The sequence below is a fragment of the Stieleria varia genome (assembly GCF_038443385.1).
In the GTDB taxonomy this organism is placed as follows: domain Bacteria; phylum Planctomycetota; class Planctomycetia; order Pirellulales; family Pirellulaceae; genus Stieleria; species Stieleria varia.
The window spans coordinates 7,378,508-7,401,505 of sequence record NZ_CP151726.1 but is presented as its reverse complement, the minus strand read 5'-3'; the positions used below and the strand labels follow the sequence as shown (position 1 = coordinate 7,401,505).

Below are 22,998 nucleotides of genomic sequence, written 5' to 3'. Positions count from 1 at the left end.
GGTAGCAGGAGCCCACAATTCACGTAGCCGCGTCTCTGGGAACGCGAAAAGAACTCCACTTAGACGCGTCTCTGCGAGACGCGAATGCACTGAAAAAGCCAGCAGGACGGTCACTCTTGTTCCCCTAAACTCGCGAATGTCGGCCATGAGTGACCGACCGGCGGCTCTTCGACAGCCCACTTGGGGACGGGGTTGATCAACTCTGACGGAATCGTCCGCCGTTTGGGCTTGCGAAGACCCCGTCTTACGCCATACTAACCCGCTTCGCTGCGGCAAATGCCCCGGCAACATCAGAGGGCTGGCGTTGGTCAACGTGTGACCCGCCCCCCGTCTTTGTGGTGAGCTGTCAGGCCGACATCTCGACGACAATGACGAATCCAAATCATTCACTGGACTCAGAAGGGTAGACCCGCGATGGCGGAAGTTCTGCAAGTAGAGAAACGCGATCTCTTGGGATCGGCAAACTCGCGACGCCTGCGTAATAGCGGCCGGGTGCCTGCTGTTTTGTACGGTCACAAACAAGATACCGAGCACTTGGCGATCTCACAGGCTGACGCCGAGTCGATCGTGCGTCACCACGCAAAGATTGTTGAATTGCAAGGTGCCGTCACCGAGACCGCACTGGTCAGCAGCCTGCAATGGGATCCCTTGGGAATCGAAATCCTGCACGTCGACCTGCAACGCGTTGACTTGAGCGAAAAGGTCGAAGTCAAAGTGCCGATTCGTTTCCGCGGCGAGCCCGTGGGTGCGCGACACGGCGGTATCGTGGTCGAAAACGTTCACGAAGTCGAAATCCGATGCTCGGCCGTTACCATTCCCGAGTACGTCGTCTTGACCGTGCTGGATGTCGATGCGGGTGAAAATCGCTCCGCTGGCGATATCACGCTGCCCGAAGGCGTTGAGTTATTGACCCCCGTGGAAACCGTCGTGTACACGATCGAAATTCCCAAGGGTGCCAAGGATGCAGGCACGGGTGAGGAAGGCGAAGCTGGGGAGTGAGTCAAGCCTTCGGTCGGTGGCTAAGTGTATGATCACTGGTTGATCGCAGCCTGCCGCTGTCGGACCGAAACGCGACAAATGAACAAATGAAGCTGATCGTTGGGCTGGGTAATCCCGGAAAAAAATACGAGGACACCCGCCACAACGTCGGCTTTATCGCAGTGGCTAAAATAGCCGCTTTGCTGTCCGCGAGTCCTTCGAAAGTAAAGTTCGAAGGCGAGTTAGCAGAGGCATCCGCAAGCGGGACCAAGGTCTGTTTGCTGTGCCCACACACTTACATGAACGCCAGCGGCCAAAGTGTTCGAAAAGCCGTTGATTTTTACAAATTGGAACACGATGACATCCTGGTCTTGTGCGATGACCTCAATCTCGCACCGGGTCGGTTGCGCATCCGACCTCGCGGCAGTGCCGGGGGGCAAAACGGATTGAAAGACATCATTCGCCATCTGGGAGATGAATCGTTTCCCCGGTTGCGAATTGGGATTGGTCGTCCACCCGATGGCTGGACGGTGACCGATTACGTCCTTGGAAAATTCGCCAAGAATGAAATCGAAACGATAGAATCAGCGACCACTCAAGCCGCCTATGCTGCGATCAGCTGGGTGAATGATGGGATTGGTGCCGCGATGAACAAGTTCAACGCGTCTGCCGACACCGATGAAAAGAAAGTGAACACCAAGAACAAACCAGTGGCCGACAAACCATCGGCCGCGAAGCCCAGGATCGATGCGGAAACCGGCGAGCAATCGCCCGGCCCCAAAAACGAATCCTAAATCCAACAAAACCTGAATCCAAATCGCGAACCAGTCTGACGGAGAGTCGAAACAGCCGTGGCCATCAACACTTACGAAACCCTGAGCATCCTGGACAGCAACCACTACGCGCGTGATCCAGGTGGCGTCGCCAAGCAACTCGACGACATCATCACCAACGCCGGCGGAACCGTCCTCGTCAATCGACTGTGGATGGAACAAAAGCTTGCTTATCCGATCGATGGGCACCAGAAAGGCACCTACTGGCTGACCTACTACGAGATGGAAGGCGATGCGTTGACCAAAGTCGCCCGCGCCCTGCAGCTTTGCGAGCCAGTGATGCGTCAGATGACCTTGAAGCTCGATGCCCGTTTGGTGGAGCCGATCTTGGCAAACGCACGCGGCGAGAACATCGTCCCCCGCACCGAGATTGCAGAAGCGGCAGCGGACACTGCTGATGATGACGCCGTCGAGGCAGTTGACTGAGCTCGGCTCGTTCGGCAGCGACACTCGTTTGACAGTGGCACTTTCCGACAGTGATTTTTGTTTCCCCGTGACAAGAGGACCCCTTCGATGGCCAGCTACAATCGCGTCATCTTGGTCGGTAACTTGACCCGAGACATCGAATTGCGGTATACCGCAGGCGGGACAGCCGTCACGGACGTCGGGATGGCGGTTAACGACCGCCGAAAAACAGCCACCGGAGAATGGGTCGACGAAACAACGTTTGTCGATGTCACCCTCTGGGGGCGAACCGCCGAAGTCGCCAGCGAATACCTCAGCAAGGGATCGCCGATCTTGGTGGAAGGCCGATTGAAATTGGATACCTGGGAATCGGAAGGCCAGAAACGAAGTAAACTGCGAGTCGTGTGCGACCGAATGCAAATGCTCAGCAGCGGACGAACCCGCGAGGGAGCCCAGACCGCCGAGCACGGCATGCACTACGATTCCTCCCCGATGAACGAACCCGACTTCTCCAGACCGGAACCCTCCAGACCAGAACCCTCCAGGCCAGAACCCTCCAGGCCAGCCCGGGAATCTGCAGGGGCGGCCGAAGCCCAGCCGACCGGCGGCGGAGCAGGATACAACGACCCCGAGATACCGTTCTGATCGGCGATCTGATTACTGATCATGCCCGCCATTCAGAACAACACGTTAAGACACTTTCCAATCAACAGCTTTTACTGAGCAGAATCGAAAAACGAGTTTTCCGATGACCAAAACCCGTAGCGGACGCAAGTTCAAACGACCTTACAAACGACTGCCCACCGGCGAAAATGGCGGGATCCAACTGCTGTTGATCCACAACATCGAACACCTTGGCAAGCAGGGCGACATTGTCGAAGTCAAGCCAGGTTACGCGCTCAACTACCTGCTGCCCCACGGCATGGCGACCATCGCCACCGACCACCACAAACGGATGGTCGACAAGCACCGTGAGAAGCTTCGTGAAATGGAGCTTGAGAAACTCAAGAGCTACCAAACGCTCGCCGACGAACTGGGCAAACAGTCGATCACGATCGAAGCCAACGCGAACGACGAAGGCCACTTGTACGGCAGCGTCGGTCCGCAAGAAATCGTTGGCGCGCTCAAGGAAGCCGGTTTCAGCCTGGCCAACGATCAGATCCGCCTGGACGGCCCGCTCAAGGAGCTCGGTCTGTATACCGTCCGCGTTCACCTGCACAGCGAAGTCGACGCAAGCCTCAAGGTTTGGGTGGTCCCCACCGCCTCGGACGACGTCCAGGGCTAGTCGCCTCCTGTTTTGTGAGTCGCGAGACCTAAGCGGCTTGTTGATTTTAGTCCGCGTTGGGGGGAATGGCATCAGGATGGGCGCTCGTGCCCGTCTGCGTATTGAGTGTCGGCCAGCAGTGGCCAACCTACGAGTCAATCAACAAGCCGGTAAGTGCGGCCGGGGTTTGCAACATCCCCGCCGCCTCAGGGGCCAAGACAACGCGAACGCCAACTAGGTTTTCGCACGATACGCCGCATTCACCACCCAGCGTGTATGCGGCGGGCAGCGACGCTGGGTCGGCAATCATTTCTTGGACACCGGCAATACCGGGGCTGTGGCGGAACTGGCAGACGCGCTGGATTTAGGTTCCAGTTTCTTCGGAAGTGCAGGTTCGACTCCTGTCAGCCCTATTGCTTTTCTTTCTGTGTTCGCAACCAGCACCCTGGGACAGGCTTCTGCCGCCAGGGTGGGTCATCGTCGCTGGAGTCGTTCAGCGTATTTCGGCTAAAGCCGATACTCCAGCAAGTTTACTTCTGTAGCGCAGCTGCGAGTTGCTCGTAGGTTCGTTGCGAGTCCTGTTTCGAACCGCGGTTATCCAGGGCGATTTGGTAGAGGTGCTGGCCGCAATCGGTTGGATATTCGCCTGTGACGCAAGCTCGGCAGAGGTGTTCTGCGGGCAACCCGATGGCGCGGGCGATTGCTTCGACGGGCAGGTACGAGAGCGTGTCGGCGCCAAGGTCGTCGGCGAGTTTCTGCTGTGAGCTCTCGGTCAGTTCGCCTGTCACGCCGAAGTACTTGGGCGCGATCAGTTGGTCGATGGTGCTCATATCGATGCCGTAGAAACACGGCGCGATGATGGGCGGACAGGCCACGCGGACGTGGATTTCTTTGGCCCCGCCGACTTCTCGGATCCGATCCAACAGCACGTTCATCGTTGTGCTGCGGACGATCGAATCTTCCACCAAGATCACCCGTTTGCCCTCCATGACTTCTCTCAGCGGCGTGTACTTCGTGGCCGCCTTGGCCTTTCTGGCCCGGCCGCCTTCGATGAACGTCCGTCCGGCGTAGCGATTGCGAATCAGTCCTTCGCGACACGGAATCGACAGTTCGTAGGCCATCGCGTCTGCAGCGGCTTTGCTGGTGTCCGGAACGGGCACGATGATTGTGTCAGGGTCATCCAGGGGCACGCGTCCCATTTCACGCTCGGCCTTGGCCAATTCTTCGCCCAATCGAGTTCGGCTCAGATAGACGCTTCGGTCGTCTAGCGTGCTGGCGACGTTGGCAAAATAGATCCATTCAAAGAAACAGTGCGCCGGCTTGGGGGATTTCGCGAACTGCAGGATCTCAAGCCCTTTCTTGGGATGAATGACGATGGCGTGTCCGGGTGCCAACGATTTGATTTGGCTGGACTCGAAACCCAAGTTCAGCAGGGCAACGCTTTCGCTGGCGGCGGCAAACAGCGGTCCCTCGTGGACGTAGCACATCGGCTTGATGCCCAGCGGATCGCGAGCGACGATCATTTCTCCTTCGGCCGACAGCAGCGCCAGCGAGTAGGCGCCGTCGAATCCCGCAGCGACTTGACGCAGCACGTCGATCCACTCGATGCGACCGGGCGCTTCGCTGAGGATGCGGCCGATCTCGTGCAAGATGATTTCGGTGTCCGTATCGAGTGACAGGTGATGATCACCGTCAGCGAGCAACCGTTCTTTCAGCACGCCGTAATTGGCCAACTGACCGTTGAAGCAAAAGCTAAACCACTTGCGTTTGTGAATGTGCTTTCGTTCAAAGGGTTGTGCGTAGCTGCGGTCGTCTTGGCCGCAAGTTGCGTAGCGAACGTGTCCGATGGCCGCCCGTCCCGCCAAGGACTTCATCAACGATTCCGCTTTGGCTCGGTGGTTCAACCGAAAGACTTCCGTGACCGTACCGACGTCACGTCGGGTCCGTAGCAGGTCCGGGCGTTCCGTGTTCAGGGTGGTCATGCCGGCGGCGAGCTGCCCGCGGTTTTGGATGTCCAGCAGCATTCTGGGCAACAACCGAGAGATTTGTCGCGGCCCCTCCTCGCCACACATGGGGCTACGCCCACGCCCCGACAAGTGATAAATGGCTGCGACACCGCACTCATGATGCAATTCGCTCATACCGATGATGGGTCCAGAGTTGGGGGGATGCGAGGTAACGTCGAAACGTTCCAGAGGGGAAATGCAGACAACACCGAAAGCAAAACTCACAGTTCTCTATTGTCCAAATCGCTGCGAGTTTGTCGAACCGCCCGCATAGTCGATCAGGTCAGAATGATCAAAAAAGTCGACTCGGGCAAACGAAGGCGACCGCTCCCTTTCATGATCGGCGAGCCGAAGTGACAATGGACCAAGTTGTTGCGAGATTTCCGTCGCTCCCGAGCCCACTCATTCAACGGCCCCCGCTGAGAAAACCAGTGACCCAAACGAATTCCTTCTCTGACAGCCCACCCAGCCGGCGAGACGTGATCGCGCAGGCAAAATCGATTGTGGTCAAAGTCGGAACACGGGTTTTGACTGATTCGGAGGGCAAGCTGGACCGGCATCGTATCGCCCTGCTCAGCCAACAACTCTGTCGGATCGCCGATACCGGGCGTCAAACGGTGATGGTCAGCAGCGGAGCGGTGGGGGCCGGAATGGGAAAGCTGGGTTTGGAGGAGCGTCCCAGCGGCTTGGCTCAATTGCAAGCCGTCGCGGCGGTGGGGCAGACGGACCTGATCCAAGCCTACGAGACTGCGATCTCTGCTCAAGGACGTCACGCTGCTCAGGTCTTGCTGACCAGTTCCGACCTCAGACGACGGAGCGGATACCTGCACGTTCGTAACGCCCTGACACAAATCCACGATTTCGGTGCGATCGCAGTGGTCAATGAAAACGATTCGGTCGCCGTCGCAGAGCTGATGACGACCTTTGGTGACAACGACCGGATGGCGGCACAGGTAGCGGGATTATTGAGCGATTGCCTGTTGATCATCTTGTCCGACATCGATGGTCTCTACACCGGCCCACCTACCGCGCCGGGCAGCAAGCTGGTGCCGTTGGTCGAGCATTTGGACGATTCTGTCTTTGCTTTGGCCGCCGATTCCCCGTCATCCGCCATCCTGGATGGCCCAACGAGCCAAGCCGGTGCACTCCCAAAACCGAAAGCAAGCAGCGACACCCAAGCCAAGAATGCATCGCCCAAACGGATCATGAGCAAAGGCGGCATGACGAGTAAATTAAAGGCGGCCCAGTTGGCGACGTCGCACGGACACAACGTGATCATCGGTCCGGGACGAAAAGACGACGTTTTGGACCAAATCATGGCTGGGCAGTCCGTGGGGACCCTTTTCCTGGCACCCACCAAGTCGATCCGTGGACGACGTCGCTGGATCAGCGCGTCGGCGCCCGTCGCCGGGGCGCTCTCGGTCGACGCGGGGGCCGCAAAAGCCGTGACCGTGGGCGGTGGCAGCTTGCTGGCCATCGGTATCAAAGCGATCGAGGGGCGTTTTTCTCAAGGAGCCGTTGTCTCCATCCGAGATCCAAATGGTCACGAAATCGCCCGCGGGTTGTGCAATTACCCGTCCGATGAGCTGGCCAAAATCTTGGGGAGCCCCAGTGACCAGATCGGCGAGATTCTGGGCCACCGACCCTACGAGAGTGTTGTTCACCGCAGTAACCTGGTGCTCTCTTGATTCCACCTTGCCTGCGGATGCCATTCTGTTACGCTATTGGGCCCCCACGAGGCCGTTGGCCCCGTTGCTGCCACCTCTGGACGCAACTCGTCGCTTGGTGACTCGTCACTTGGTAACCTGTCGACCGGTAACTCATCAACGGGTAACTCACAGACGGGTAACTCACAGACGGGTAACCCATTAACGGGGGGAGGATTTTACAGAAATCACCGACAGTCCTCTCTGTCGGTCGAGTCATTCACACATCAACACATTGTCTTGTCCGCCGCCTCAAAATCGTGACGGACACAACCAATTGGGAGACCGATCTAGGTGGGTACGAAAAGAACCGGAAAGGGCCGACGTAAAGTGGGACGAAAAAAACGACGTATGCGTGCGAAGATTCGTCACCGCAAGAAATAAGAATCGCTTCGCGTGAGGTGTCCGGCTGAGCCGCTAGATCGGCTACAGCCCCCCGTCACATGTCGGCCCTAATAGATGTCGTACAACGGCCCGCCAGGCCACGATGCCCAACGATCGGTCGATCCATACCGGATCGACCTTTTTTATGCGCCGACTTTTGTCGTCGCCAACCATTGTATGTTCATTTTGAACAGTCGGTCCCTAGTGGCCTGTTGATTTAATCGAAATTGGGAACGCAAGGGTGAGCCGTGGGCCTTACGGCCAATGCCACCTACTTTGTCGTCAATCGGGTGGTGATTCGGAGGCTTTGGATTTTATTTTTCTTTCCAAACGTTGGAACTTGGTGCTCTTTTGGCGGCGAGTATGCGCGACTCGAGGGTAGCTCCGCGGTGTCTTGCGATTGGGAAGCTTTCTCGTCGAGGCATCAATGAGCGTCTTCTGGTACGCAAGCGTCCATTGCTCCAGTGTCGTTAATTCCTTGCGAAGCAGGCCACTCTGAAAGTCCTGCCACGCGCCACTGAAGCTCAGTCGTCGAGGCGAGATATTAATCAACTTGGCGGCCTGCTTGCGCAACTGGGACACCAGATTGTAGGCGATCACCGATCCCATCAGCTCCTTTTTCATCGTGTCCACGCTCTTGGCACGGATATTCTCGGTGTCCATCGTGACTTTCAGGTCCCGGATGTCGAATTCCACATCGTAGCGGCGACGGTAAAGCTCGCCCACGGACAAGGCGTCCGCTTCGATGTTGGTGACCAACTCCAGCGTTTGACCGTTGTCCAATTCGACTTGGTGAATAAAGACTTCACAAGCTGCATCCTCAGGAAGATTCTGGTGGTTCCTGCGTTCTTTGCTCGATGGCTTCCAGATCAAATGGTGCGTTACGTAGCCAGGCCCTTCCTCTACCAGCGTGGCGTTCTTGAGGTATGCCTTGTATCGCTGTTTGGTCAGACGCAGTAAGAACTCTTTCCCACGCGTTTGGCAATGAAAAGCCACTGAGAACACGCCGAAACCGCTATCGGCCTTGACAATCGAATTCTCTGGAAGTCGGTCGATGACTTTCTCGGCTTGTCTGGTTTCGCTGGAATTGTTGGGGCCGTACATCGGATCGATCTGTGGCATTAACGCGCAACCGGTCTGCATTTCATTGGCGACCATGAGCATCGCAACGGGCCAAACGGATTCACCGTACTGGTTGGATGCTGGTGGAAATGCTTTCTTGAGCGCCGGTGTGGGTGGCAGTGTGATCGTCGTTCCGTCGAGGATGAACACACGCCGCTCAAGAAAAGCTGGCTGGGCCTTGCGTGCCAGGTGATCGCAAATGCGATTGGAAAAGTCTTGGACAACCTTAATCGGCAGTTTTTTTCTCGCTTGGTTGTAAGCGGAATTGTTTTTTGAAAGCGTCCCTTCAGTAACTCGCCGGTTAGGGGGCAGGAGGTCTTTGTGATTGTCGATCAGATCACTGACGGCTTGATCAAGAGTGAGGCCTCCCCCGAGACGTTGCAGCACCAGTAGCCAAAGTGTTGGTGCTTGTGTGTAAATCTTTGCAGCGGAACTGGCGTCTTGTTGCTCAAGCTCTTTAACGATCGTAGGGAGCTGAAGCAAATCCGCGAGCAATGTTTTTGCGCGACAGAATTGCTGTTCGTTCTCAGTGGCGTGTGATTTGGGATCGAGCATTGAATTGGTGACAAATTGGCGGACAAATTGAAACCAATTCAGCAGCGCAAATTCCGTGCCAAAAACATAACGCGCCACTCGATAGAGTAGAGAATAGGTGGCATTGGCCTTACGGCCCACGGCTCACCCTTGCGTTCCCAATATCGATTAAATCAACAGGCCCACGGCTAGCGCCTGAGGCTCACTGGGGCTACGAGCTGCGCCGGCAGCCTCAGGCCCACGGCTAGCGCCTGAGGCTCACTGGGGCTACGAGCTGCGCCGGCAGTAGGGACATGAACTTGCGCAAACCCGAAAAGACACAACACCAAACTTCGAGCAGTCCAGCCTTGCGGTTCAATAAATCAGCAGTCTCGTTCTCTGGGGGAGGTGACAGTGCAAAGGTAGCCGTCAGTTGTTTCCTCCGCCGCACGTCGCTTTCACATGGCATTCACGCCACGCACCAGTTCGGCGAGATTTCTCGGGTTTTGCCCCAAGTCACCTTTTCCGATCCGAGACTGACTTGTCGCGTACATTGTCACATGCCCCTCTGACTCCGGTGCTGAACGCAACTGCACCGTGACATCGTCGACGAAGCGAAATAGTCCCGTTGTGCGAGTCATTTTGAGTGTCGTTTCCCATTCGGTGTCGTTGCGCTGCACCAAGTCCCAGTGGGATTGTTGCTCGCTCCAGCGTTCAATCCGGTCAGCTACATCGGCGACCGCCCCCGTAAATATTTGCGGACGCAACTCGGGACGCACTGCCGTGTCTTCCAACGACGCGTGATTAGTGGTCCAATCGCGATTCCAGTCGTCCACCCGCCAGACCACCAGGGCCAGCGGAATCCCGATGGACGCTAAGATGATGAACCAAATCATTTTTCGAGGAGCCGTTCTTTTTGCGGGCATGTTCATGAATCAAATTCCGTCGCTGTTCGATGCCCAAGAAAAGGATTTTCTCAGCGCCGCGCAGCCTCTAGCGGCTCGCATGCGTCCGCAGAATTTGAGTGAGTACGTCGGTCAGCAGCATATTTTAGGCCCAGGCAAACTGTTGCGGCGGATGATTGACGCTCGTCGACTCGGGTCCGTCATTCTCTTCGGTCCTCCCGGAACCGGAAAGACCACATTGGCGCACCTGCTGGCCACCGAGACCGGCAGCGAGATTCGCAAACTCAGCGCGGTGACGGGCGGGGTCAAAGACGTTCGCGAAGTGCTCGCTTGGGCAGGTGATTTGGTCGCCACCGGCGCACCGCGTCCGTTGTTGTTCATCGATGAGATTCACCGATTCAGCAAGAGCCAGCAAGATGCTTTGCTGCCCGATGTCGAGGCGGGCATTGTTTCTCTGATCGGCGCGACCACCAGCAATCCCTATTTCGCTGTCAACGGAGCGTTGCTCAGCCGCAGCCAGATCTTTCAACTCAACATGCTGTCACAGGAGGAAATTCGATCGCTGTTGGATCGCTGCATGTCAGACCATGAGCGTGGACTGGGTGATTGCGACGTCACCGTGACGGCAGACGCACTTGATTACTTGGCAGATGCTTGCGAAGGCGATGCCCGTCGAGCATTGTCGGCATTGGAAATCGCGGTGGGCAGCTGCCAATCGAGTCCGCCGGTGGTGGACAAGTCGGCGGTCGCCGAATCATTGGGCAAGCGACTGGGGGGATACGATGCGACGGGAGACGACCACTACAACTTGGCCAGCGCTCTGATCAAGAGCATCCGAGGCAGTGACGTCGACGCGGCCATCTATTGGTTGGCGAGAATGCTCGAGGGCGGCGAAGACATCCGATTCCTTTGTCGTCGGTTGGTCATCCTGGCCAGTGAAGACATCGGCAACGCGGATCCACAAGCCCTGCCGCTTGCCGTCGCTGCCATGCAAGCCTGTGAGTGGATCGGGTTGCCAGAATGTCAACTGACGCTTAGCCAAACGGTGGCCTATCTGGCACTTGCTCCCAAAAGCAATGCCGCGACCACCGCGATCGGTGCGGCGGTCAAGGACGTCCAAGAAAAGAAGCTCTTACCGGTCCCGGCTCATCTGCGAGACGCTCACTACGGCGGTGCGAAACAACTGGGGCACGGAGATGGCTACATTTATAGTCACAACGAAAACGACGGCGTGGCCACACAGGACTACTTGGGCGACGACCGCACGTATTACCATCCCGTCTCACGCGGTTTCGAACTTGAGCTCCAACAAAGACTCAAGACGATCAAGCAAAAACTTCGATCCTGATCTTCCGCTTCCTTTTCTCTCTCAGTCATTATTATCTTGAATCACCAGGATCCAACCAACATGTGGAATCGCCGGATTCCCTTTAAGGTCGACATTGCCGGCATCATCGAGATCATGGGGTCCTCGCTCTACAGCCGGCTGGACACTCCGATTCGTGAACTGATCCAGAACTCGCATGACGCGATCATGCGTCGTCGTAGTCGCGATCTGAGTTTTCAAGGACGGATCGATATCGTCCAAGACGCCGAAAATGGAACGATCACTTTCACCGATGACGGCATCGGGCTCAGTGCCGAGGAAGCCGAATCGTATTTGGGAACGCTCGGCATCGGGATCACCGGTCTGTTGAAAGGACGCGGCAGCGAGGAAGCTCGCCAGAGTGTCAGCGGATCGGGCGATGAACTGATCGGTCAATTCGGAATCGGCCTGTTCAGCGCCTTCATGTTGGCCGACCAACTCGTCGTGGAAAGCCGCAAGTCGGACGACGTCGAACCGGTCCGCTGGGTCGCCGGCGCTGGGACGGAAATCGAGTTGTCCCCCTGCGAACGCGACAAGAACGGAACCAGCGTTTGTCTGCATCTGAAAAAAGACTACGTGTCCTTTGCCATCGACCCGGAGATGCTGGAACTGGCGGTCAAACGTTATGCGGATTTCTTGCCGGTGCCGATCTTTCTCAACGGATCTTCGCAGCGGATCAATGTGATCCAAGCGTCTTGGTTTGAGAGCGGCCATGACGAAGAAACCATCGAACTGGACTTGGCCAGCTATTTCGAAGAAACACCCCTGGACGTGATTCCGATCAAAGTCGAAAAGCCGGTGGTGATCGAAGGTGCCCTGTACATCTCGCCTCAACGCACGCCGGGTTTCACCGACGACTCCGTGGTTGCCGCCACCATCCGCCGCATGGTGATCTCACGTCACGTCCAAGACTTGTTGCCCTCCTGGGGATCTTTCCTGCGCGGCATTTTGGAGCTGCCCGATTGCTCGCCCACCGCCAGTCGCGAGGACCTGGTGCGAGACGGTCAGTTCGCTCGCACCAAAGCGACGCTGGCCAAGATCATCTATGACCACTTGAACGAATTGGCGGAAAAACAGCCGGCACGATTGGAAGCCATCATCAGTTGGCACCGATTCACGATCGCAGGTTCCGCTCTCGACGAAGAACCGCTGCGTCAATTGCTGAGAAGCTGCTACCGGTTTTCGACGACCCAGGGCGACCTGACGTTCGAACAGATCCTCGAAAGATGCGAAGCCGATCCGCTTTATGAGTCCGAAGCCGATCAGGTGATTTGGTACAACGCGGATCGTCGCCAAGAAAGGTATCTGAGCGACGTGTTCGACGGCACCGAGACGCTGTGTGTGCACGCGTTGAGAAGTTTCGAAGAATTGCTGTTGGCGTCCATGGTCGCCGACACTCAGGAAAGTGTCGTCGACGTTCGTGTCGCGAGCCCCTCGAGTCCCGGGTTCGATCAATGCGTCTTGGGCATGTCCGACATGGAAGACGCTAGTGCGGAGTGGTCGGAGTTCCTCAGTGGCACGGGGGCGAAAGTGCTGTGGGCGTCCTATCGACAAAACCAACCCGTTATGGCTTTCTTGAACGAACGCTACGAACTGGCCAAAACGTTCGAAGATCTCAAAAAAGAAGGTGAGATCCCACGAGGGTTCCAACGCATGATCGACGCCCACTTTGAAAACTCACCGGCCGATCAAAACGAAGTCATCCTCAACCGCGAACACCGACTCGTCAAAAGAGCCTTGGAACGTGGCACACGCAGCCCACTGGCCAACGTTGTTCGTTTGCTTGTCAGCAATGCACTGCATGCCGCCGGTGCCGCTTCGGATCGAAAGACACAACAAATGCAGTCCGAGGACCTCGATTGGATCGCAGAAGTCCTCTGGGGCCGCGATACCTGATCCACCACCGCCAGAGACATTTGCGTCAGCCTTTCCGGCAACGCTGTAAAACATTTTCTTTGCTGAAACGCAGGAATTACCAGCACGAAGCGCAAGTGAGTGAGTCACCTTATTCACTCGCTTGCGCTTCGTGCTAGTATTTTTGACCGTCAAAATGCTTCACAGCGTTGCCTTTCCGGGTTGCGTCCAACACTCCGTGTCAGGCTAGAAAGCCTGACGTACTTTTATTCCATCGATCACGGAAACCGTCCATGAACGACTTTGATGACCTCAGCGAAATTGACAAGCAACTCGAATCGCTGGCCGAACAAGCCGGTGAGTTGATTCAACCCGGAATCTACAAGACGTCGTTCGATCTCTACGGACAATTGAGGCAAAAAGCAAAACGCGAGCAGCGTGCCTATTTCTATATCACCTCCGTGTTCCATCAGATGGACGAAGCCCAGTATTTGCTGGACTTTCAAACCATGCGAGAACGGGCGATCGAGTTGATCTCGCTGCTGGAAAGCGAAGAGCAATGTCGAAAGATCCAGCCCGACATGCCACCACAGCTTTACGAAGCTCTGGTGTACCAGATGAGTTCCTGCGCCTACGAGAACTTGGCCGAAGCCACGGGGCAGATCGAAGGTTACAACAGCGAAGGAATGCAAGCGTGCATCGCCGACGGACTGCACGTTTGTCGCAAGACCGGCAAACTGGCATGTGTGGGATGCTTTCGCGAATACTCGTGCGATGTCTACCTTGCTGCGGACGATGCCGAGATGGCGTCGCACCAGTGCAGCTTGGTCCTGGACGGCTCATCTCCTTTGTCCGACCGCGGCGATCGACGCTGGTTGGTCAAGAAGAAACTCGCCTCGTTGGCGTGCTTGGCCGGACGACACGACGAAGCGATCAAGCTGTGTCGCGAAGCGTTGGAGTTGGCCGAGAGCGAAGAAGTCACTTTGCCGTTGGAAGCCAAAATCCGTGTGCTGTACGACTTGGACGCGCTGCTGATTTCCGCCGGCCAACCCGCCGAGATGCAAAGCAACCCGGCTTGGGAGCATCATCCGCCCGAAGGCGAGTGCCCCATGTACGACTATCTGAAAATGCTGAACGAAGCCTTGGCATTGACGGTTTCGCAGCAGTACGAAGCAGCGGCTGAGATCCTGACCCGTTGGGACAAGAAACTACAAGATTTGCACGGCACCAACCTGTGGTTCGAAGTTCGCCTGAGACTGATCGCCAATAGCTTGCTCTCTGGACAAGATCGACTTGCTGAAAAACTCGGCAAGCAGTTGCAAAAACGAGCCAGCGCGGCAAGTGATTGGCTGTCGTTGCGGCGATTGACCGCTCTGCAAGACGAAGACTTTCCAACCACTCCACTGGCGATCTACGGACGTCCTGTCGCGACATCCGCCAACGGGCACGGCGACAGCAGTTCGTCCAGCCACGATGATTCCGAGCTTACCTCCGACAAGCAGGGCGAGGAAACATCGGCACCGGACACACCTTTGGCGCCCGTGATCTCGGAGTTCGGTCGACGGTTGAGCGAAGTGGTCGAGGAAGGATACCTGGAACAGTTGAAGGGACTCCGCGATGAGGTCATGGCGATCGACATGGACACGATCACCCATCGTGAAGACGCGTGCGGGTTGGTTTTCATGATCAGCTACATGCTCGGTGACCACGCCGAAGCTGAGACGGTCTGGCAATGGGCGAACCGATTGGTGGGCAAATTCGATGATGATCCCGCGGCGCTTTCATTGTTGGGAGATCTCGGCAATCGCATCCGCTTTGGACCCAATGAAGAGTTTGGGGCAACGATCACCAGCGAACGTCTCGATCCGATCTTTCGCAAAACGCTGCAACAGGATGATGTCGGGCCGAGAACCTACATGCGCTGCGGCGACCACTTCATGGCCGAAGACAATCATGGCGAAGCAGAACGATGTTACGCGAGAGGATTTCGGCTGCTGCGAAATGCAGGTGACATCGCCTTGCGCTTGGCGTCGCTGTACCGCGACACCGATCGGCCACGGGATGCCTTGCACGTGCTGGACTTGTGTATCCGAGAGGGCACCGAGGAAACCCGCGTCGCCTGGGAAGCCGCGTTGTTGGCTTTCAGCCTCGAACGTTTCGAGGTCATGCTGTCGTACTTGGACAAATACCAAGCCGATGCCGGTGTCGAACCTTGGATCGACTATTACCGCAGCATCGGGCTGATGGAACAAGGTGACCCCGCGGGCGCCAAGGCAGCGATCACACGTGAACGAGAGCTGATCGGCCAAGACGCGTTTCACTTGGATGTGATCACCGGCTGCGCCAATTCACAATTGGGTGAGCATGCCGTGGCGGCGGAGTTCCTGAAACGGGCATCGGAAACTCCGCTGTACGAAGCGGACATGCTCTCGCCCGCAGGCATTTCCGCGCTGCTGCATCGTTGTGAAGCTGCCGCTCGGGCTTCCGCACCGGATCTCGTCAGCCGATTTCAGACTCGAATGCTGCAGGCCGGATGTGCCTCAGAGGAGTTCTTTGCCGAGCAACGTGAGAAACGTGACTCGGGTCAGGTGAACTACTATCGTTGTCTCGTTTCGCAACCCTTGGACGACTCCTGGCAGTCCTTCCCCGGACGAATGATGCACCAGGAAGACTGGCCGGCCTACTTGGGCGAATGGGGCGTGTTGGCAGAAAGTGAAGAGCAAGCAGAAGAAGAAGTCTTGGCGGCGCAATCACTGTGTTTTCAACTGCCCGCGGAGTTTGCAGGCATGCAACTTATCGAAGAAGGATTCAAGGATTCGCCCGGCATCGTTTGGCAAGGCATCCGTTTGTCCCCGGCAGAAATGGCTGCCGGAGAAGAATTCGGTGATGAAGACGATGACGACTACGATGGCGACTACGACGACGACATGGACGATGACGACATGGAAGATGACGACATGGAAGATGACGACGACGAGTTTGCTGACGAGGATGATTGAATGGCAACGACAGCGAGCATTGCGATCACATGACAACGGATAGACTATGATTGGCTCATCGTCCACCGTCGTGAATACGTGAATGCGAAACCACAACTGCCATGTTTCGACCACCCGTCATCTTCCTTGCCTTCGCAAACGACTATGTGAACGATGGTAAACATCTGGCCAGTCTGAAGGTTGAGTTGAAGCAGATTCGCGACGCATTGCAGTCGGCCGCTGCCAAGGGTCTCTGCGAAGTGGTTGAACGCAATGGAGCGGCAGCCGATGACGTGTTTCAAGTGTTTTTGGACCCTCGGTATCAAGATCGAATCGCGATCTTTCATTTCGCGGGCCACGCTGGAGCGACTCAGTTGCTGTTGGAGTCTGTCGGTGGCGATGCGGAAATCGCCGGTGCCGAGGGCATGGCAAGTTTTCTCGGGCTTCAACAATCTCTGCAGCTGGCGTTTCTCAATGGATGCTCAACCGCCCAGCAAACACAGGCCTTGCTGGATGCCGGCATGCCTTGTGTGATCAGCACGCGCCAGCCGATCAACGATCAGGTGGCCACCGATTTTTCAACATGCTTCTATCGCGCACTTGCCAACCACTGCGATCTGCAGACTGCATTTGAGACGGCGACAGCGGCAGCCCGGACCAAGATGACGGGACGAACGCGTGCTCTCGGGTTGGTTTCCAATGATCCAACGGACGCGGATTCGAACGTCGATGTGTTTCCATGGACGATGACGATCGCAGAGAAACACCCCCACGTTGCCCGATGGAACTTGCCCGCCGCATCCAAGAATCCTCTACTGGCTTTGCCGCCACTGCCGAGAATGGAATTGCCGGCAAAACCCTATCGCTACTTGAACTGGTATCGCAAGCGAGACGCAGCGGTCTTTTTTGGACGTGGCAAGGAAATCCGCGACCTGTACAAAAAAATCACAACGCCAACATCAGCACCTGTCATTCTCTTTTACGGTCGATCCGGGGTGGGCAAGTCATCGTTGCTCGACGCGGGACTGATCCCACGACTGGAGTCCAAACACGAAGTCACCTATCTGAGACGCGATCGAGACAGGGGACTCTTGGGAACCGTCATCGATGCGTTTCCTGACATTGTCGAGGATCGCTCACCGAAGGAAACATGGCTTGAGCATGAAGCGAAAACCGGTCGACCGTTGACCATCATCCTGGATCAACTGGAAGAAATCGAAACTCGTCCCAACGCGTCGCTCTCCGACGAGATGAAACGGTTCATGGACGCGGTCCAAGAAGTGTTCGAAAACCCGCAGCAACGTCCCCAAGGTCGATTGATACTGGGCTTCAGAAAAGAGTGGTTGGCCGATGTCAAAAAACAGCTTGAGCAGCGGGAAGTCCTGTTCAACGAAGTCTTCTTGGAGCACCTGGATCGGGAAGGTGTGATCGATGCCATTCTGGGGCCGATCGTCGATCCCGACCTGGCGACTCACTATCAACTGAGTATCGATGACGGATTGGCGGATCAAATCTGCGATGATCTGCTGGAGGATTCGCAAGGCAATATCGCGCCGACTCTACAGATTCTGCTCTCACGGATGTGGGATTCTGCCAAAGCGGCAAACTCAGCATCACCCCGATTCACACGTGAACTCTACGCGTCACGGCGTAAAGGAATGCTGATGACCGATTTCCTCAAGGAGCAACTCGGATTGTTGGAGCAGGAATGCGGTGAATATGCTCCGCCCGATCTGTTGATCGATGCTCTAGCGATGCACACAACGCCATTGGGGACGGCCAATCAAATCGCCATGAGTCAGTTGAGGGAAACGTATCAACATCACGAAGGCAACCTTTCCAAGCTACTGACGGCATTTCAGGACGCCTATTTGCTGACGATGCCGGATGCGCAAGTCGTCAATGAAATCGTTTCAACACGATTGGCCCACGACACATTGGCCCCACTGGTGCGAGAACGTTTTGAGGCCTCGCCATACCCCGGCCAACATGCGCGCAAGATCCTTGAGAATCGTGTGGGCCAATGGGAAAACGGTCAAATCGGAACTCCTTTGGATGATGAAGACCTTTCGATCGTCGAAGCCGGCCATAATGGGATGCGTGACTGGACGCCCGACGAACGTCGCATGATCGAGGCGAGCCGAATCGCAAGAGACCGTCGCATGCGAGACCGGCGGCGTTGGAAAGTGATCGGCGTGATCGCGGTGAACCTGATCGTAGCGGTCGGAATCATCGCCACCATTTTCGGCATCAAGGCAACCAAACAGGAAAGACTGGCCGAGAACGCGTTGGCACAAGCACAATTGGCAACCCAAGAAGCCAATGCAGCGTTTGCAGACGCGCAAGCGTCCGCGCTGGCTGCCACGACCGCCCAAGAGAATGCCAATCGGCAACGTGAACGGGCCGAAATCGAAAGCCAGCGAGCACAATCGATCACCTACGGCAGCCAAGTCAAACTGGCTCTACTCAATTGGCAACGGGGTCGCCCCGGATCCGCATTTCAAAACCTCGAATCGACGCAAGACGACCAGCGAGACTGGGAGTTTTTTTATCTGAAACAGCTCTTTGCAAATGGTTTTTCAGAACTACAACTTCCGTACAACTCCATCAAATCAATCGCATTAAGCCCACCGACACGTTCCCTGCATTCCGTCAGAACGGGTTCCTCGGAGTCATTCACCTATTCGTTGGTCGCTGGAGGAGGAGAGAACGAACAGTACGGGGTATACACCGTCGATGCATACCACGGCGGCATCCAAGGCGCGCGTGCGGGCAAGTATTCTGAAATCAAATGCGTCGCGTACAGTCCTGACGGACAGAAGATCTGTGTCGGACACATTGATGGAAAACTCGAGTTGCAACACACCAGTGATTATCGGCAACAGGTACTCGCCCCAGGCGTATCACTGGGGATCTACCCGAGATCGCTGCCCATCGGGGTCTATCCCAATGCGATCAACAGCGCGGAATTCAGCGCCGACAGCAAGCGACTGGTCAGCGGCAACGCATCAGGCGTGATCCAAATGTGGAAATTCGACGGCGTGGACGTGGAAGTCGAGCCACAGTCGCTGCAAAGTTCTGGGGCTGCCGTTCAAGATATCCAGTTCTCTGCCGACGGGGAGTCAGTCGTATGGGTCAGTGATGACGGACGTTTGTCACGGATTGATCTGAGCAACCCAACCGAACCGACAATCCTGGCCGATGATATCGAAGATGTTCGGTCATTGGCAGTGAGTCCGCGTGGCAGTCTGATTGCAACCGGAGGCTCCCATTTGATCATCTGGGACACGTCGAAGCCTGATACGCCAGGTGTCGCGATGCGTTCGGTCTCCGGACTTCACAAGGACACAATCACCTGCTTGGCTTTCACCAGCGACGGTAGCAGACTCGTGTCAGGCAGCGTCGATCAGACAGTCAAAGTCTGGGATGTCACGACCAGAGACTTGGTTCAAACTTTCACGGGGCATCACTGCGTGGTCACCGATCTGTGCGTCACTCCCGATGGGATGAAAATCTTCAGCAGCGGTACCGATGGGAGAATCAAGACATGGCCTGTCGATCCCGAACCTCCGACAATGTTGACGACGGGTGCATTGCGATTCATCAAACCCATCGACAACGGATTTGTGGCGATCGGAGGCTACCCGCAGACCGCATTTACCTACAAGAACCAACGACAACTATTTCCGCAGGCGATTCCGGAATTCGTTGTTGACATTGATATCCAAAACGATTCCTCGCGATGGTTCTTTTCCACCAACACGGGCAGCTTGACACGTCTTAACCAAAGCTGGCGTCGAGAAGGTGAAATGCATGATGGCAAGAGCATCGCGAGCACCCCCGCTGGACCGTTGGTCGCGATGACCTTGTCCAGCGGTGAAATAGAGATCCTGCAGTCGGACGACGGCAAGTCCATCAGACGGCTGTCTGGACACAAAGATTTTACGGGCGACATTGAGTTCAGCGACGACGGTCGACAATTGGTCAGCGTCGGCGGCGACGGGATCAAGGTCTGGAATGTCTCCACCGGGGAGCTCCGCCAAACCATCGACTTGACGTCGCTGGTAGCAGATTCGCCTCGCCAGTCACTCCCGACCTCCAGTTCCGAGTACTTTCCCTGTCAAGTCGCATTCACTCGCGACTCCAAACAAATCATCGCAGCACTCGGTTATGGTTTGGGAATGAGTCTTTGGGACATCGACCAGGCGAGTCTGAAGTTTCGATTTGACGGTGCTGACAACATCGATTTCTTTGCCATGAATCCAGATGGAACACGCGTGGCGAGCAAAGAAAGTCCTGAAGGCAACGGAGTGGATGTCTGGGAGACTCGTTTCGGCACCAAAGTACTGACCTTGGAGGGGCACACCGACTATGTCTACAGCGTCGCCTTTGTCGACGACGGCAAGACCCTCGTTAGCGGAGATGCAAAAGGCAATCTCATCCAATGGAAAGCCGGCGAGACGCCCTGAGCCGCGACGCGTGGGCGGCCGGGTCTTGCGCACGAATCTCGCATCCATTGCAAAACGCAAGCCTCGGCTGTTCAAAATTTGGTGTTGGCATTGTTTTTCAGTCCATGTTTTTGTCCCATGCATCGCAATCAGAGTGAGCCTCAGGCGCTAGCCGTGGGCTGGCACCACAATCCGCCTCAGGCCCACGGCTAGCGCGGATTATTCACGCTGGCTCCCTACAGTCTTGGCAATACGTTTGCACGAAACGGTTTACGCGGATTGGCACGAAGCAGTCAGCGCATATCAGCCGCCACGCGATAGCGTCCGGTTCTCACGCCTGTAATCGGGAACCGGACGCTATCGCGCCAGCGGCTGATGAATCATCCGGGCTAGCCGTGGGTCGGCACCACAATCCGCCTCAGGCCCACGGCTAGCGCCTGAGGCTCACTGGGCCCACCAGCCTCAGGCCCACGGCTAGCGCCTGAGGCTCACTGGGGCCACCAGTTGCGCTGGGAGAGGTGACAGAAACTTGCGGAGCGTCATAGTGCCACAACCCCGAATTTTGAACAGCCCAACGCAAGACCCGTGGCCTGACGGCCAGCGGCTTAGGGCTGATGAGAATGGACTGTTTTGATGGTAAGCCTTGTACGTTTCTTAGCGCAAACGTTTTGCGAAGACGATCGGGATTCACGTGAATACTCCTCGCTCGTTTGGTTCCTACTACAATGATCCCCAAATCAATCTCTTTCTGATTCCCGCCAGGTGTGCCATGCTTCTTCTTCGCCCTGTGATTGCCGTTTGTTTTTTGGTTTTGATTGTCAGCCCGATTGTCACCAGCCCGGTGATTGCGGCTGACTTGGTGGGCGATGGGGTGGCTGACGACACCGTGGCCATTCAGGCGATGGTGGATCGGTTGAAGGGAAGCGTTCGGTTTCCTTCTGGAACGTATCGGATCACTCGTCCGATTGTGATTGACTTGGCTCGTTGTGATTCGGCATCTGTCGGCGGTGATGGGCGAGTGAGGCTCATCATGGACGGACCCGGCCCGGCGTTGGACATTGTGGGAACACACGACGGAACGGCGGCGCCGCAGTCCGTTCGCGAGCGAGTTTGGCAGTGGCAAAACTCGCCGGTCATCGCTGATTTGGAAATCGTCGGCAATCATCCCGAATCGGGCGGCGTCAGACTTGCCGGCACCATGCAACCCACACTGCGTGACTTGACGATCCGGAAAACGCGACACGCAATTCATTTAGTGGGGCGAAACCGAAATGTGATCGTTCGCGATTGCCACTTGTACGAGAACACGGGAGTGGGACTGTTTTTTGATGCCGTCAATCTGCACCAGACCAACATCACGGGTTCACACATCAGCTACAACGCGGGCGGTGGCATCGTGATCCGAGGCGGTGACGTCCGCAACGTGCACATCACCGGATGTGATATCGAAGGCAACATGGGCGACGAAGCAGCTCCACCGGCGGCCAACGTCTGGTTGGTTTCCGGCAACGGTTCGATCGGCGAAGTAGCGATCACGGGCTGTACGATCCAGCATGCTCACGAAGCGGCAGACTCCGCGAACATTCGCATTGACTTGCGAAGCAATCCTGTGAGGGTGACGGAGGAACTGAGGCACGGAAACATCACGATCAGCGGCAATGTTTTGTCGGATACGCAAGTCAACGTGCATTTGTTGCACGCTCGCGGGGCGACGATCAACGGCAACACCATTTGGAAAGGTTACCATGCCAATGTCCTGCTGCAGGACTGCGAAGCAATCACTCTGACCGGCAACGCGATGGACCGCAACCCTCGCTACCACTATGGCGATGGTGATCAAGCCAAGCTGGGAGTTCGCTTGGAGGACTGTTCCAAATGCATTCTGTCGGCCAACGTGATCAACGGCGTAGGGCTGCGGGAGGCCGCGTTGGAATTGCAGGGATGCGATGACATCAATGTTCTGGGCAACACGATCATGGATTCACACGCCAAGGCGGTCATCATCAACGACTGTCGCAAATGCCGCGTCACGAATTGTATTTTTGAGAACGAAAGCGCGATCGAAGTGAAAGACTCGCAAGACATCCTTGTCAGCGATAACGGTTCCTGACCCGGAGTGGTTGTGAATGGATCGAGGGGCAGGTTTGAAACCTGCCTTTTCAGGGATTTGGCAGGTTGCAAACCTGCCCCACGTTAAGAGGCTTTCGCCAGAATTCTCCCTTCACACGCGAACATC

General features: G+C 56.3%; 15 protein-coding genes and 1 tRNA gene. 12 read left to right on the top strand and 4 right to left on the bottom strand.

Features of this window, described 5'->3' with window-relative positions:
* The first annotated feature begins 414 nt into the window (after positions 1–414).
* From Pla52nx_RS24860 to rplI, 5 genes are all read left to right on the top strand, one after another.
* Positions 415–999: a 50S ribosomal protein L25 gene (locus tag Pla52nx_RS24860; RefSeq protein WP_146520417.1), complete on the top strand. Its 585-nt coding sequence runs from the start codon at positions 415–417 to the stop codon at positions 997–999.
* An 86-nt stretch (positions 1,000–1,085) separates the two neighbouring features.
* Positions 1,086–1,772: an aminoacyl-tRNA hydrolase gene (pth, locus tag Pla52nx_RS24855; RefSeq protein WP_146520418.1), complete on the top strand. Its 687-nt coding sequence runs from the start codon at positions 1,086–1,088 to the stop codon at positions 1,770–1,772.
* A gap of 57 nt (positions 1,773–1,829) precedes the next feature.
* Complete coding sequence (gene rpsF / locus Pla52nx_RS24850; RefSeq protein WP_146520419.1) at positions 1,830–2,237, top strand: 30S ribosomal protein S6; 408 nt, start codon at positions 1,830–1,832, stop codon at positions 2,235–2,237.
* Between the two features lie 87 nt (positions 2,238–2,324).
* Positions 2,325–2,861: a single-stranded DNA-binding protein gene (gene ssb, locus Pla52nx_RS24845; protein WP_146520420.1), complete on the top strand. Its 537-nt coding sequence runs from the start codon at positions 2,325–2,327 to the stop codon at positions 2,859–2,861.
* 103 nt (positions 2,862–2,964) lie between these two features.
* Positions 2,965–3,501: a 50S ribosomal protein L9 gene (gene rplI / locus Pla52nx_RS24840; protein ID WP_146520421.1), complete on the top strand. Its 537-nt coding sequence runs from the start codon at positions 2,965–2,967 to the stop codon at positions 3,499–3,501.
* A 127-nt stretch (positions 3,502–3,628) separates the two neighbouring features.
* Here rplI and Pla52nx_RS24835 read toward each other — a convergent pair whose 3' ends face one another.
* Positions 3,629–3,790, bottom strand: coding sequence for a hypothetical protein (locus Pla52nx_RS24835; RefSeq protein ID WP_197454640.1), 162 nt, complete (start codon positions 3,788–3,790; stop codon positions 3,629–3,631).
* 21 nt (positions 3,791–3,811) lie between these two features.
* Here Pla52nx_RS24835 and Pla52nx_RS24830 point away from each other — a divergent pair.
* Positions 3,812–3,893 (top strand) — tRNA-Leu (locus Pla52nx_RS24830).
* Between the two features lie 117 nt (positions 3,894–4,010).
* On the opposite strand, the gene Pla52nx_RS24825 is transcribed toward Pla52nx_RS24830, so the two are convergent.
* Positions 4,011–5,621, bottom strand: coding sequence for an amidophosphoribosyltransferase (locus tag Pla52nx_RS24825; RefSeq protein ID WP_146520422.1), 1,611 nt, complete (start codon positions 5,619–5,621; stop codon positions 4,011–4,013).
* 296 nt (positions 5,622–5,917) lie between these two features.
* On the opposite strand from Pla52nx_RS24825, the gene proB reads away from it, so the two are divergent.
* Positions 5,918–7,174, top strand: coding sequence for a glutamate 5-kinase (gene proB, locus Pla52nx_RS24820; protein ID WP_231742017.1), 1,257 nt, complete (start codon positions 5,918–5,920; stop codon positions 7,172–7,174).
* A 684-nt stretch (positions 7,175–7,858) separates the two neighbouring features.
* Here proB and Pla52nx_RS24815 read toward each other — a convergent pair.
* Positions 7,859–9,253 (bottom strand): IS4 family transposase, encoded by a 1,395-nt coding sequence (locus tag Pla52nx_RS24815; protein WP_342190252.1) that lies wholly within the window; start codon positions 9,251–9,253, stop codon positions 7,859–7,861.
* A 416-nt stretch (positions 9,254–9,669) separates the two neighbouring features.
* Positions 9,670–10,143 (bottom strand): DUF1499 domain-containing protein, encoded by a 474-nt coding sequence (locus Pla52nx_RS24810; RefSeq protein WP_146522908.1) that lies wholly within the window; start codon positions 10,141–10,143, stop codon positions 9,670–9,672.
* Between Pla52nx_RS24810 and Pla52nx_RS24805 the strand changes: the two genes are divergently transcribed.
* From Pla52nx_RS24805 to Pla52nx_RS24785, 5 genes are all read left to right on the top strand, one after another.
* The gene (locus Pla52nx_RS24805) at positions 10,142–11,464 is read left to right on the top strand and encodes a replication-associated recombination protein A (protein WP_146522909.1); all 1,323 of its coding nucleotides are present in this window, start codon (positions 10,142–10,144) and stop codon (positions 11,462–11,464) included. The genes Pla52nx_RS24810 and Pla52nx_RS24805 overlap by 2 nt on opposite strands.
* 60 nt (positions 11,465–11,524) lie before the next feature.
* Positions 11,525–13,378 (top strand): ATP-binding protein, encoded by a 1,854-nt coding sequence (locus Pla52nx_RS24800; protein WP_146522910.1) that lies wholly within the window; start codon positions 11,525–11,527, stop codon positions 13,376–13,378.
* Positions 13,379–13,629: 251 nt separating this feature from the next.
* Positions 13,630–16,335: a tetratricopeptide repeat protein gene (locus Pla52nx_RS24795; protein ID WP_146522911.1), complete on the top strand. Its 2,706-nt coding sequence runs from the start codon at positions 13,630–13,632 to the stop codon at positions 16,333–16,335.
* Between the two features lie 101 nt (positions 16,336–16,436).
* On the top strand, positions 16,437–20,783 hold the full coding sequence (locus tag Pla52nx_RS24790; RefSeq protein ID WP_146522912.1) for a CHAT domain-containing protein: 4,347 nt from the start codon (positions 16,437–16,439) through the stop codon (positions 20,781–20,783).
* A 748-nt stretch (positions 20,784–21,531) separates the two neighbouring features.
* A complete protein-coding gene (locus Pla52nx_RS24785) occupies positions 21,532–22,872 on the top strand; it encodes a right-handed parallel beta-helix repeat-containing protein (protein WP_146522913.1) in 1,341 nt (446 codons plus the stop codon).
* Positions 22,873–22,998: the final 126 nt, after the last annotated feature.